Raw genomic sequence first — 13,264 nt, 5'->3', positions numbered from 1 at the left:
TGCGGCCGCGCCGGTCGTGGCCGCATTATTAAAGCTACCTTCGTCCGAAGCGCCGGACGAAACAATAGAAAATCCACGGATGAATCTTGAGCATCGCCATCACGAGCGACAACTTCGGCCGATGATCCGAATACATGCCGAGCAGATGCGCGAGGCGAAGCTTTTCTGACACACTGCACAAAATCGGTTTAGCGAGCCCGTAGGTCGGCGCCTTGATCGCCGCCTGAAACGCGATCGTGCGGTAAGCATAGATGTACTTCAATCTGAAGAGCAGACGCCGGTAATTCGGTATCGGCATCGACGCCGTGAGTTTCTCCACGCGATCGACGATGGCGAAAAGATCCACGATCTTCGGATTGAAGCGCGTCGAGATTCCGGATTCCCGATACATATACGCGTACAAGGTGTCGGGCATGAGGCGCACGATCTTCGAACGGCCGAGCGTCTGGACCGAGACGCAGATATCTTCGTAAATCAGCCCGGTCGGATGTTCGACCGAGAGGAAAATCGAACGGCGCACGAGCTTGTTGAAGCAATAGGCCTGCAACGACAGATCGAGGATTTTCTCGACCGCCTGCACGCCGCTGATAACGGCGTCTCCCGTCTCGACGCGGTAATTGACCGTGCCATCCGGCGCGATGTTTTCGGCGGCGAAGACCACGACGTCCGCATTGTGCGCTTCGGCTTCCTCGATCACGCGGCGAATGGTGTCGTGGTGAATGTGATCGTCGCTGTCCACGCACAGAACATATTCACCGCGCGCCGCCATTGCGGCTATCTTGCGAGTTTCGGCGAGTCCTTTGTTCTCCAGATTCTTAATAAGCTTCCACGGTATCCTGGTTTGTTTTTCCAGAATGCGGGAAGTCATTTCACCGGATCGATCAGGACTGCTGTCGTCGACGGCGATAATTTCAAAGTCGGTGGAGGTTTGTGACAACAGCGAGTCGAGGCATTCTTGAATGTACGGCTCGACTTTGTACACGGGCAGCAGGACACTGATTTTTGGCGGTGCTTGCATGTATTTGAATCCCAGCTTCGGGATTGTTTTTGAGTACAACGATGGGTGGCCTTAGGATTCTACTTGGTGCATGGCATCCACGCATCAGGGTCATTGACTATTGCCAGCATGGTGCAAGGGTTATTCAGTAGTTTTTGCTGTGGATAAGCGCTTTAACAAGAACTTAATACTTAAGTTCTCCTCCAATCCAGCGATATGTTGAAACAATGACCGGCTTCATGCGCAAAACGGTCATTTCAGGACTCGGCGATCCACGCGTTGAACGGCCATAAAAAGCAAAAAAAGCACGTTCAGCCAAGAGCCGAACGTGCCAAATCCCATCGCCACCTCGATAAATTCAATAGCTCTACTGCAAGTTTCCCGCCACCGCCACCGTCTGTCCAGTGATGTAGTTGGACTCCGGCGAGCAGAAGAGATACACGCCCCCGGCCGCTTCTTCCGGCGTGCCGCCGCGTCCGAGCGGGTTGCGCAGCGCATGGTTTTTCAGCATGTCGGCGTTGAGGCCCACGCGAATGTCGCGTCCGTCGATCTTCACGGTTTGCGCCTGTTCCGTGCTCACGGTCATGCGCGTGTGAATGAGTCCGAAAGCCACGGCGTTGACGTTGACGTTGAAGCGGCCCCACTCGCGAGCCAGCGCGCGCGTCATGCCGATCACGCCCGCCTTGGCCGACGAATAGTTCATCTGCCCGGCGTTGCCATTCAATGCAGATGTCGACGAGATATTGACGATCTTCCGGTAGTTCTCGCGTCCGGCTTCCTTGTCGGCCGCATGCAGCGCCTTGATGTGCGGATACGCGGCGCGCAGGATGCGAAACGGCGCGGTGAGATGGCAGTCGAGCACGGCGTACCACTGCTCGTCGCTCATTTTCTGCACGACGTCGTCCCACGTGAAGCCCGCGTTATTGACGATGATGTCGATGCTCTTGAACGAATTCATCGCCGTGCCGATGAACCGGTCCGCGAAATCCGGCGCGGACACATTGCCGACACACGCGACGGCTTCCGTACCTTGCTTGCGAAGCAGTTCCACGGTCTCCTGCGCGGGTTCGGCGTCGAGATCGTTGATGACGAGGCGCGCGCCTTCGCTCGCGAGCTTCATCGCGATCGCCTGACCGATGCCGCGTCCCGAGCCAGTTACCAATGCCACTTTGCCTTCGAGCTTTCCCATGATGTCTTCCTGATGAATGAAGTCAGAGCGCGATGACCGCGTCGCCGAGTACGCGCGGTTCGCCATATTGATTGACCGCCTGGACTTCGAGCCGCACGCGGCGCTCGCCGTCGGCTTCGAATTTTTCGGTGACTTTTCCCGTACACGTGACGACGTGCCCGAGTTGCGTAATGCCGACGAAGCGCACGCCGAACGCGCGCAATTGGCGTTGCTCGACCCACGACGTCAGCAGCCGGCCGAGCCAGGCCATCGACAACATGCCGTGCGCGAACACGTCCGGTACGCCGGCACGACGCGCGTAGTCCGTGTCGATATGAATGGCGTTGTGATCGCCCGATGCACCCGCGAACAGCGCGAGCGTCTTGCGATCGACCGGGGCCAAGGTGAGCGGCGGCAAGGTGTCGCCGATCTGGATCGAATCGAAATCGATGGTGCTCATTCGCATTTCCCGTTTATCGCTGAACCACGACGCCGCGCAAATCGGCCACGTGCTCGCCGCGCTGGTTCGTGACGCGCGTCTCGCGCACGATGAACCAGAGCGCGCCGTTCTTCTTGTCGTAAATATCGGCGATGCGGCTCTCGAAGCGCAGCACATCGCCCGCGTAGGCCATGCGGTGATACGTGAACGACTGCTCGCCGTGGAGAATGCGCGACGAGACGAGGCCGATCGCATCGCGCCATGCCGTCGACGGCTGTTCGAATTCGAGCGAGAAGAGAAACGTGGGCGGCAACGGCAGCGCCGGATGGCCGGCGTCGTGGGCCGCGGCTTCGTCGAAGTAAATCGGATTCGTTTCGCCGATCGACTTCGCGAAAAAGCGCAGACGCCACGCGTCGGCCGTCGCGGAGTAGACCGGCAGCGTCATGCCGATATGTTGTGTGCCGATCGCCATCACACAGCCTTTTTGTAGATGGTGACGACGCCCGCACCGCCCAGTCCGAGGTTGTGCTGCAGCGCGATTTTCGCGTCCTTGACCTGACGATCGCCCGCCGTGCCGCGCAACTGATGCGTCAGCTCGTAGCATTGCGCGAGACCCGTCGCGCCCAGCGGATGCCCCTTCGAAAGCAGCCCGCCCGACGGGTTCGTCACCCACTTGCCGCCGTAGGTGTTGTCGCCATCCATGACGAGGCGCTCGCCTTCGCCTTCCTTGCACAGGCCGAGCCCTTCGTAGGTCAGAAGCTCGTTTTGCGCGAAGCAGTCGTGCAGTTCGATCACGTCGATGTCTTCCGGACCGACGCCCGCCTGCTCATAAGCCTGCTGCGCCGCATTGCGCGTGATGTCGAAGCCGACAACGCGGATCATGTCGCGCGCTTCATACGTGCTCGGCAGATCGGTGGCGAGCGACTGGCCGGCGATCAGCACGTCGGTGCGCAGGCCGTGCTTGCGCGCGAACGCCTCGGACACGACGATCGCCGCCGCGCCGCCGCATGTCGGCGGGCACGCCATCAGGCGCGTGATGACGCCTTCCCACAACATCGGCGCGTTCATCACGTCTTCGGTGCTCACGACGTTGCGAAACACCGCGAGCGGATTGCGCGCCGCGTGCTCGCTCGCCTTCGCGCGAATGCGGGCGAAGGTTTCGAGCTTCGTGCCGTACTTGCTCATGTGCGATTTGCCCGCGCCCGCGAACTGGCGGATCGCCGTCGGAATCTCGGGATGTCCGACGAGATCGTTCGTCAGCGCATGCGCGCGTTCGAGCGCGGGCGCGCGATCCTTCCAGTTGGACGTGAGCGCGCCCGGCTGCATGAATTCGAAGCCGACAGCGAGCGCGCAATCCACCGCGCCGCTTTCCACGGCCTGACGCGCAAGCCAGAGCGCGGACGAACCCGTCGCGCAGTTGTTGTTGACGTTGATAACGGGAATGCCCGTCATGCCGACGCGATAGAGCGCTTTTTGTCCGCACGTCGAATCGCCGTACACGTAGCCTGCGTAGGCTTGCTGGATCGCCTTGTAGTCGAGGCCGGCATCCGCGAGCGCATCGCGGATGGCGATTTCGCCCATCACGTCGTACGTTTCGCTCGTACCCGGCTTCTTGAACGGAATCATGCCGACACCCGCGACAAACGCCTTGCGACTCATGTGCTTCTCCTTCAGTGATTGAGGATTCGATGGATTCACAGCTTGCGCGAGATGAGGTCTCGCATGACTTCACTGGTGCCGCCGTAGATGCGCGAGACGCGGGCATCGACGAATGCGCGCGCAACCGGATACTCCAGCATGTAGCCGTAGCCGCCGTGCAACTGCACCATCTCGTCGAGCGCCTTGCCGAGCGCTTCGGTCGAGTAGAGCTTCGCGACCGCGGACTCTTCGAGCGTCAGCCGGCGGCGCATGTGTTCGGCGATGTAGTGATCGGTCATCAGGCGCACCGCGATCGCCTGCGCCTTGATGTCGGCGAGCTTGAACTTCGTGTTCTGAAAGTCCCACACGGTCTGTCCGAACGCGCGGCGGTCTTTCACGTAACCGAGCGTGTGTTCGAGGCAGGTTTCGAGACGCGCGGCCGCGCTCACGGCGATCGAAAGCCGCTCCTGCGGCAGTTCCGCCATCAGATAAGCGAAGCCCTTGCCTTCCTCGCCGAGCCGGTTCGCGACCGGCACGCGCACGTCGTCGAAGAAGAGCTCGGCCGTGTCCTGTGCGTGCAGGCCGATCTTGTCGAGCTTGCGCCCGCGCCGGAAGCCTTCGCGTGTCGTCTCGACGACGATCAGGCTCACGCCCTTGGCGCCCGCGGACGCATCGGTCGTGCAGACGACCACGATCAGATCGGAGTTCAGCCCGTTCGTGATGAACGTCTTGCTGCCGTTGATGACGTACTCGTCGCCTTCGCGCCGCGCGGTGGTGCGCACCGCTTTCAGATCGCTGCCGACGCCGGGCTCGCTCATCGCGATCGCGAGAATCTGCTCGCCGGCGCAGATCGCGGGGAGCCACTTCTGCTTCTGCTCCTCATTGCCGATGCGCGCGATATACGGTGCGACGATGTCCGAATGCACGCCGAAGCCCGGTCCGCTCACGCCCGCGCGCGCCAGTTCCTCCGCGAGCACGGCGACGTGCCCGAAGTCGCCGCCGCCGCCGCCGTATTCCGACGGAATCGACGTGCATAGCAAACCGTGCTTGCCGGCCTTGAGCCACGTTTCGCGATCGACACGCCCGGCCTTGTCCCATTCCGCCTGGCACGGAACGCATTCGCGCTCGAAAAATCGGCGCGCAGTAGTACGAAGCATTTCATGATCGTCTCGAAAGACGGTGCGATTGATGTGCATTGCAAGCTCCTCGTGTTTGTTATCGACGCGCGCGGACGATGTGCGCAGGCGGCTCGTTTTCGTATAACTCTTCGATCAGATGCGCCCGCCGCGCGCGCGTCGTCGCCTGATTGACATAGCCTTTATCGGCGATCTCGTTGGCGTCGAGCGACGGCGGTTCGGCCATCAGCATCAGCCGCTCGATGACGAGCGTCGCGCCGGCGGGCTTTTGCTGCGCGAGCCGCTCACGCAACGCGCCGATCACGAGCGGATGCGCGACGAGCGCCTTCGCATCGAGCGATGCGAGTTCGGGCGCGAGGCGCTGGCATGCCGCGACGTTCGGCCAGGCGAGCGCCGCGAGATAGTCGCGGTCGTGACCGCAGATCACGGCGTCCGAGAGCAGCGGCGCGCAGCGGTCGACGAGCGCGAGCCGCGATGCGCCGGTGCGGACCCAGCTTCCGTTCGCGAGCTTGAAGTCCTCGACCGTGCGGCCTGCGAACTCCATGCCCTTCGACGGATCGGCGGGATCGGCGAGGCGCACGGCGTCGCCGAAACGGAAGAAGCCTTCTTCGTCGAACGCGGCGGCGGTCAGATCCGGCTGGCCAATATAGCCGCCGAACACGTTCGGGCCGCGCATGCGGATTTCATAGCGTCCGTCGTCGCCGGGCAGCGGCAGCAGCTTGACTTCGGTGCCGAGCGACGGCGTGCCGACGTTGCCCGGCGTGTCGGTCGCCCAGCCGCAGTAGGTGCCGATTCCCGAGGTTTCCGTGGCCGCTAGTCCCGAGCAGAATGTAATGCGCTCGCCGAGGGTTTTCTCCGCGACGCTTTGGATGCGGTTCCATACTTCGACCGGCATGCTCGCGCCGCCATATCCGAAGAAACTTGCTTTGCCGAAGAGACTTTGCGCGAGCAGCGGATCGCGTTCGAGTTCGTTCGAGAGGACCGCCCACGCGGACGGCACGCTCGTATAGATGGTCGGCGCGACCTCGCGAAGATTGCGCAGGGTACGCTCGATCATGCCGGGCAGCGGCCGGCCATCGTCGATGTAATGCGTCGCGCCGAACTGGATCGTGCGCCCGAGATGCAGCACGCCGCCCAGACCGTGATGCCACGGCAGCCAGTCAAGGAACACGGGCTGCGATTCGCGCAGCCACGCGAGATTGTCCGAATAGTAGGCCGCGACCGCGCCGAGATTGCGGTACGTGAGCCGCACCGCTTTCGGCGCGCCGGTCGAACCGGAGGTGAAGAGCACGCGCGCGGTGTCGTCGTCGCGAATGGCCGCATGTGCGCGGTCGAGCGCCTGGAGCTGCACGTCCGACGGCGCGAGCGCGGCGAGCGTGTCCCACGCGACGTGTCCGGCCTGCGCCTCTTTAACCGCGATGACGGGCACGTCGTTCAGCGGCAGCGCCGCGAGCGCCCGCGCGAACGGGCCGGTTTCCTGCACGAACAGCGCGCCCGGCGGCACGCGCTCGCAGATCTGCTTGAGCCGTGCGAAGTCCTTGCTGAGCAGCGCGTAAGTCGGCGAAACGGGCGCGCTCGGGATACCGGCGTATTCGGCGGCGAGCAGCACGACGGCCTGCTCGATCGAATTTCCCGACAGCAACATGAGCGGACGTTGCGGGCCGAGGCCCATTTCGAGGAGCGCCGCGCCGACCGCGCGGACCTGCCGCCACAGTTCGCTCCAGCTCAGCGCGCGCCACGCGCCGTCTGCTGCGCGTTCGCAGAAGGCGGGCGTATCGCCGCGCTCGGCGGCCCAGAGTGCAACGAAATCGGCGAAGGAACGTTGCGCGATCTGCGGCAATGCGCGGTCGCAGCGAAGAATCAGCGTGCCGTCCGCGCGGCGCTCGACGAGCGTGCGGCGTTGAGGAAAACGCACGGGACGATACAGCGGCTTCGTCGCGTCGCTAGCTTCTAGCGTAGTCATTACGCCTGTCTCCTGAGCATGTTTGGCTTCCTTCGTTCTGGAAGCACTCTGAATGCCGGACTTCCGTTCAGGCCGTTGCGCCCGAGTCGAAAGCCTCCGCGTTTTCAGAAGCATACGGCTTGCGCGCAAGGCGGCGACCACCCGAGGTGGGTGGCGGCGCCTGTGGCGCCGCAGCGTATCTTGATTCCACGATGCGGCACAACGCGAAGTTGCTGAAAACGCGCATCGGTCAAGACATCGAATCAAGGGAGACGTCATGGATCTGGGTATCGCCGGGAAGGTCGCGCTCGTCACGGGCAGCGGGCGCGGCATTGGGGCGGAAGTGGCGCGCACGCTCGCGGCGGAAGGCGCGCGCATCGTCGTGTCCGATATCGACGCCGCGGCCGCCGATGAAGTCGTGCGCGGTTTGCACGAGAGCGGCGCGCAGGCGATCGCCGTGCGCTGCGACGTATGCCGCGAGGACGAAGTGCAACACGTTGCGAACGCGGCGAACGAAGCGTTCGGCGGCATCGACATACTCGTGAACAACGCGGGCTTCAACAAGGACCGCTATCTGACGAAGATGACCGAGCCCGAGTGGGATTCGGTCGTCGATGTGATCCTCAAAGGCGCGTTCCATAGCAGCCGCGCGGTGCTGCCCGGCATGATGGCGCGCAAGTGGGGGCGCATCGTGAACGTCTCTTCGCGCTCCGTGTTCGGCAATCCGGGGCAGACCAATTACAGCGCCGCCAAGCTCGGCCTGATCGGTTTCACGCGCGCGCTCGCGCTCGAACAGGCGAAGTTCGGCATCACCGTGAACGCGGTCGCGCCGGGCTTTGTCGAGACCGAGCTGATGCGCGCCAATCCCACTTACGAAGCGCTGCGCGACGCGGCGATAGCGAAAACGCCGGTCGGCTTTCTCGGCGTGCCCGACGACATCGCATCGGCGGTTGCGTTCATCGCGTCGGAGCGCGCGCGCTATGTCTCCGGCGTCACGCTCTACGTGACGGGCGGGCGATTTTCGTCATGAACGCGCATTCATTCACCCATCATTCGAAGACGCAGGTGGCACATGGATTTTGATTTCGACGCGGATCAGGTCGCGCTGCGCGACAGCATCCGCCGTTATATGCGCAACGAGGTCGTGGCGCGCATCGACGAATGCGAGAAGGCGCGGCGCATTCCGCTCGATCTGCTCGCGGGCTTGAGCCAGTTCGGTTATATCGGCGGTCTGCTGCCGGAAGAAGACGGCGGCATGGGTCTCGATTTCGTGACCTGGGCGATGATGCTCGAAGAATGCGGCTACTTCTGGGGCTCGTTGCGCACCATCGTCAACATCACGAACGTGTTCTGCCGTCTGGTTTCGCATCAGGGCGACGACGCGCAGAAAGCGCGTTTTCTCGCGCCCGTGCTCGCGTCGCAAAAGGGCGTGTGTGTCGCGTTCAGCGAGCCTAATCACGGCTCGAATCCTGCGGGTATCGAGACGCGCGCCGAGGATCGCGGCGATCACTTCGCGCTCAGCGGCACGAAGTTGTGGATCACGAACGGCGTCGCGGCGGATTACGTCATCGTGCTCGCGCGCACGCATAGCAAGACATGCGACGGCGGCCACTCGCTCTTTCTGATCGACAAGTCGGAGACGCCCATCGAGGCGCGTCTCGTCGACAAGATGGTGCTCAAGGCTTCCGGCACGTCCGAGCTATTCCTCGATAACATTCGCATTCCGAAGCAAAATCTGCTCGGCGCGGAAGGCGGTGCGCTCAAGGTGATGGCGATCGGCCTGAACTACGGCCGCATGAATATAGCGATGGGCGCGGTCGGCGCGGCGCAGGCGGCGCTCGATCTGTCCGTCGAATACGCGAAGACGCGCAAGCAGTTCGGCAAGCCGATCGGCCAGTTTCAGCTCGTGCAGAAGCATATCGTCGACATGATGGTGCGCACCGAAGCCGCGCGCTCGCTCGGCTACAAGGCGGCCGTTGCGTTGCAGAAGGGCTTGCCCGCGCGCATCGAATGCTCTATCGCGAAGCTGTATGCCGCCGAAGCGGCGCATGAGGTCGCGAAGATCGCGATCGGCGTGCATGGCGGCATCGGCTATTCGACGGAGTATCCGCTCGAACGCATTTTCCGCGACACGAGCGGCGGCACCATTCCCGAAGGCACGGCCGAAGTGCAGACGCTGATCGTCGGGCGCGAAGTGCTCGGCATGTCGGCCATCGTGTGAGGCGCGCCATGAGCACAGCAAACACAATCGCGCCGCGCGAGCTTCACGCCGCGCGCTACTACTGGGAAGACCTGGAGCCGGGCTTTTCGTTCGAGACGGCGAGCCGCACCGTGACCGAAGCGGACGTGGTGAACTTCGCCGCGCTTTCCGCCGATTACAACCGCGTACACGTCGATGCCGAATACGCCGCGAGCACGCCGTGGGGCGCGCGCATCGCGCACGGCATGCTCGTCGCGTCGATCGTGTCGGGGCTGAACACGCGCACGGTGATCAATCAACTGCTCGAACCGTCGCTGATCGGCATGCTGGAGACGCGCATCCGGTTCCCGAAGCCGACGCTGATCGGCGACACCATCAAGGCGCGCATCGAGATCAGCGACAGGCGCGAGACCTCGAACCCGGCGCGCGGCATCGTCGATTTCAAACGCGTGGCGGTGAATCAGCGCGGCGAGATCGTCTGCGAGTGCGAAGTGCGCATGATGGTCAGCCGCCGGACGCAAGCGAATTCATAAGGAGACAGCATGGTCAGCACTGAAATCGGCTACACGACGATCGACAAGATCACCGTGCGCGGCAAGGATTTGTCGAAGGACATTCTGGGCAAACTCGACTTCGTCGAAACGATGATGTTGACGATCCTGAACCGCGTGCCCGACGAGCGCGAGAAGCGCATGGTCAACCTCATTCTCGTGACGGCGTGCGATCACGGCCTGACGCCATCGGCGATAAGCGCGCGCCTCACCTACCTCGGCGCGCCCGAGGCGATGCAGGCGGCGGTCGCCGCGGGGCTCCTCGGCGCGGGCAGCGTGTTTCTCGGCACGACGCAGAACGCGGCCGAGATGCTCATCGAGGCCGCGCGCGAGCTGCGCGACGACGCGGGCGAGGACGAACTCGTCGCGTGCGCGCGCGAGACCGTCCGGCGCGCGAAGGCAGCGAAGCGGCCGATCTACGGCGTCGGGCATCCGATCCACATTCACGGCGATCCGCGCGTCGCGACGCTTGCGCAGGCGTCGCGCGACAACGGCTACTTCGGCAAGCACTGGCGGCTCATGTTCGCGATCGAGCGCGTGCTGCGCGACGAGCACGGCAAGAATCTGCCGCTCAACGCGGTGGGCGCGATCGGCGCGATGGTCGCCGAGATGTCGCTCGATCCGCTGCTCGCGCGCGGCTTCATGCTCGTCGGGCGCGCGGCGGGACTCATCGCGCATCTGGTAGAAGAGCGCCAGAACCCGGTCGCCCAGCAAATCTGGGACCTCGTGCTGACGCAGGACGAGCGCAACGAAGTTCCGGCCCGCTCACGCGCGCGCTGATCCGCGAGCCGACGCCAACTCAGGCGCTCCGCGAAGGAGCGCCTCCAGAAGGAAGTGCAATGAACCTCAGCTATTCAAGCGCGGATCTCGCGTTCCGCGACGAAGTACGCCGCTTTCTCGCGGAGAATCTGCCCGCCGATCTGCGAAAGAAAGTGCTCGAACATCGTCATCTCGACGCCGACGATTTCGTGCGCTGGCAGCGCATTCTGTATCAGCACGGATGGGGCGCGCCCGGCTGGCCGGTCGAGTTCGGCGGCACGGGCTGGAGCCCGTTGCAGCGGCTTCTGTTCGATATCGAATGCGGCATCGCGGGCGCGCCGCGTCAGCTTCCGTTCGGTCTCAACATGATCGGCCCGGTGCTGATGAAGTTCGCGAGCAAGGCGCAACAGGCGCGCTTCCTGCCGCGCATTCCGACGGCCGAGGACTGGTGGTGTCAAGGCTATTCGGAGCCGGGCGCGGGTTCCGATCTCGCCTCGCTCAAGACGCGGGCGGTGCGCGACGCAGACCATTACATCGTCAATGGCCAGAAGACCTGGACCACCTATGCGCAGCACGCCGACTGGATGTTCTGTCTCGTGCGCACCGATCCCAAAGCGAAGCCGCAAAGCGGTATCTCGCTTCTGCTGATCGATATGAAAAGCCCGGGCATCACCGTGCGCCCGATCCGCACGCTCGAAGGTCACACCGATGTCAACGAGGTCTTTCTCGACGAAGTAAAGGTGCCTGTCGCGAACCTCGTCGGCGAGGAGAACTGCGGCTGGACGTACGCGAAATATCTGCTCGGCCACGAGCGCACGGGCATTGCGGGCATCGGCATTTGCAGACGCGAACTGAATTACGTGAAGGCGCTGGCGCGGCGCGAGCACAGGCACGGCAAGCCGCTCGCGGACGACGTGCGCGTGCGCGAGAAGATCGCGCGCGTCGAGGCCGAGGTGCTGGCGCTCGAAATGTTGCTGATGCGCGTCGCATCGCAGGCGAGCCAGCGCGGCGCGGGCGTGGAATCGTCGATTCTCAAGATTCGCGGTTCGGAACTGCAACAGTCGTTGTCGGCGCTGCAACTCGACATCGCCGGGCCGAATGCGCTGCCGTTCTCGCCCGACTGGCTCGTGGACGGCTTCGACGGTTGGACGCCCGACCCCGGTCACGGCGCGAGCATCGGCAGCTTCTATCTGGAGATGCGCAAGCCCACCATCTACGGCGGCACGAACGAAGTGCAGAAGGAAATCATCGCGAAAGCGATCATCGAGGGATGAGGTCGGATATGGACTTTTCATACAGCGAAGAACAGCGCCAGCTCGCGGACAGCCTGCGGCGCTTCACGGAAGAGCGTTATCCGCTGGAGGCGCGGCGCAAGGCGAACGGTTTCAGCCGCGATGCGTGGCGCATGTACGCGGAGCTCGGCGTGCTGGGGCTCGTTATCGGGTCCGAACACGGCGGCTTCGATGGCCAGGCCACCGACACGTTCGCCGTTCAGTTCGAAGCGGGCCGCGCGCTGCTTCCAGAGCCGCTCATTCCGTGCGCGGTCATGGCGGCGGGCCTGATTCAGCGATACGGCAGCGAAGCGCAACGGCACGCGTGGTTGCCGCCGATAGCGGAGGGCCGCGAGATCATGACGCTCGCGTATCAGGAACCGTCCGCCCGCTACGATTTCGCGCGTCCGTCGACGGTCGCCGAAGCGCGTGACGACGGCTTTCTGCTCGAAGGCGAGAAAGTTCACGTATGGCATGGCGAGGCGGCGCAATCGCTCATCGTCTCGGCGTGGAATCCGTCGGCGCAGGCGGTGTCGCTGTTCGTCGTGCCGTCGTCCGCCGCGGGCGTGTCGGTTCGCGCTTATCCGACGCTCGACGGCACGCGCGACGCGCAAGTCACGCTGAACGCGGTGCGCGTGCCGACGAGCGCGCTGATCGGCGAGGCCGCACGCGGCGAAGCGATGCTTGAAACCGCCCTCGAACTCGGGATCGCGGCGCTGTGCGCGGCCAGTGCAGGCGCGCTGGATCGACTGATCGAGATGACGGCCGAGTACCTGAGCACGCGCAAGCAATTCGGCCAGCCGCTCGCGCGCTTTCAGGCGTTGCGCCATCGCGTCGCGGACATGGCCGTCCAGAAGGAACTGGCGTTGTCGATGGCGCATCTGGCGGCGTCGGCCATCGATCATCCGGGCGCCGTCGAGCGGCGTCGCATGATCTCGTCGGCGAAGCTGATCGTGAGCCGCGCGGCGCGCTTCGTCGGCGAGCAGGCCGTGCAGTTGCACGGCGGCATGGGCGTCACGGCGGAGTTGGCGGTCGGCGATTACTTCAAGTCGCTGATGGTGGCATCGCTACGTCTCGGCGATGCGGAATTTCACGCCGACGTGCTGGCGAACCTGCCGATCGAGCCGGGCACGCACGCGCTCGCGGCGTAAGGGGCGCGCGCC

Annotated in this window: 13 protein-coding genes; 6 read left to right on the top strand and 7 right to left on the bottom strand. The window is 63.8% G+C overall.

Features of this window, described 5'->3' with window-relative positions:
• Positions 1 to 34: 34 nt before the first annotated feature.
• The 7 genes from AWB82_RS24655 to AWB82_RS24625 form a co-directional block, all read right to left on the bottom strand.
• A complete protein-coding gene (locus AWB82_RS24655; protein ID WP_086971897.1) occupies positions 35 to 1,018 on the bottom strand; it encodes a glycosyltransferase family 2 protein in 984 nt (327 codons plus the stop codon).
• Between the two features lie 346 nt (positions 1,019 to 1,364).
• On the bottom strand, positions 1,365 to 2,186 hold the full coding sequence (locus tag AWB82_RS24650) for an SDR family NAD(P)-dependent oxidoreductase (RefSeq protein ID WP_086971939.1): 822 nt from the start codon (positions 2,184 to 2,186) through the stop codon (positions 1,365 to 1,367).
• Between the two features lie 22 nt (positions 2,187 to 2,208).
• Positions 2,209 to 2,625, bottom strand: coding sequence for a MaoC family dehydratase (locus AWB82_RS24645; RefSeq protein WP_086971895.1), 417 nt, complete (start codon positions 2,623 to 2,625; stop codon positions 2,209 to 2,211).
• 13 nt (positions 2,626 to 2,638) lie between these two features.
• A complete protein-coding gene (locus AWB82_RS24640; protein WP_086971893.1) occupies positions 2,639 to 3,076 on the bottom strand; it encodes a MaoC family dehydratase N-terminal domain-containing protein in 438 nt (145 codons plus the stop codon).
• Positions 3,076 to 4,263, bottom strand: a complete 1,188-nt coding sequence (locus AWB82_RS24635; protein ID WP_086971891.1) for a lipid-transfer protein — start codon at positions 4,261 to 4,263, stop codon at positions 3,076 to 3,078. Before AWB82_RS24635 ends, AWB82_RS24640 begins: the two co-directional genes overlap by 1 nt.
• Positions 4,264 to 4,298: 35 nt before the next feature.
• Complete coding sequence (locus AWB82_RS24630) at positions 4,299 to 5,438, bottom strand: acyl-CoA dehydrogenase family protein (protein ID WP_086971889.1); 1,140 nt, start codon at positions 5,436 to 5,438, stop codon at positions 4,299 to 4,301.
• Positions 5,439 to 5,457: 19 nt separating this feature from the next.
• Positions 5,458 to 7,341 (bottom strand): feruloyl-CoA synthase, encoded by a 1,884-nt coding sequence (locus AWB82_RS24625; protein WP_086971888.1) that lies wholly within the window; start codon positions 7,339 to 7,341, stop codon positions 5,458 to 5,460.
• A gap of 256 nt (positions 7,342 to 7,597) precedes the next feature.
• Here AWB82_RS24625 and AWB82_RS24620 point away from each other — a divergent pair, with 256 nt between their 5' ends.
• The 6 genes from AWB82_RS24620 to AWB82_RS24595 are packed head-to-tail and all read left to right on the top strand — an operon-like array spanning position 7,598 to position 13,252.
• Positions 7,598 to 8,350 (top strand): SDR family NAD(P)-dependent oxidoreductase, encoded by a 753-nt coding sequence (locus AWB82_RS24620; RefSeq protein WP_086971886.1) that lies wholly within the window; start codon positions 7,598 to 7,600, stop codon positions 8,348 to 8,350.
• A gap of 42 nt (positions 8,351 to 8,392) precedes the next feature.
• Positions 8,393 to 9,541: an acyl-CoA dehydrogenase family protein gene (locus AWB82_RS24615; RefSeq protein WP_086971885.1), complete on the top strand. Its 1,149-nt coding sequence runs from the start codon at positions 8,393 to 8,395 to the stop codon at positions 9,539 to 9,541.
• 8 nt (positions 9,542 to 9,549) lie between these two features.
• The gene (locus tag AWB82_RS24610; protein ID WP_086971883.1) at positions 9,550 to 10,053 is read left to right on the top strand and encodes a MaoC/PaaZ C-terminal domain-containing protein; all 504 of its coding nucleotides are present in this window, start codon (positions 9,550 to 9,552) and stop codon (positions 10,051 to 10,053) included.
• A 9-nt stretch (positions 10,054 to 10,062) separates the two neighbouring features.
• Complete coding sequence (locus AWB82_RS24605; RefSeq protein ID WP_086971881.1) at positions 10,063 to 10,851, top strand: citryl-CoA lyase; 789 nt, start codon at positions 10,063 to 10,065, stop codon at positions 10,849 to 10,851.
• A gap of 59 nt (positions 10,852 to 10,910) precedes the next feature.
• Positions 10,911 to 12,104, top strand: coding sequence for an acyl-CoA dehydrogenase family protein (locus tag AWB82_RS24600; RefSeq protein ID WP_086971879.1), 1,194 nt, complete (start codon positions 10,911 to 10,913; stop codon positions 12,102 to 12,104).
• A gap of 8 nt (positions 12,105 to 12,112) precedes the next feature.
• On the top strand, positions 12,113 to 13,252 hold the full coding sequence (locus AWB82_RS24595; RefSeq protein ID WP_086971877.1) for an acyl-CoA dehydrogenase family protein: 1,140 nt from the start codon (positions 12,113 to 12,115) through the stop codon (positions 13,250 to 13,252).
• The last annotated feature ends 12 nt before the right edge of the window (positions 13,253 to 13,264 follow it).

Source organism: Caballeronia glebae, from assembly GCF_001545035.1.
GTDB classification, from domain to species: domain Bacteria; phylum Pseudomonadota; class Gammaproteobacteria; order Burkholderiales; family Burkholderiaceae; genus Caballeronia; species Caballeronia glebae.
This window is presented reverse-complemented; position numbering and strand designations above follow the sequence as displayed.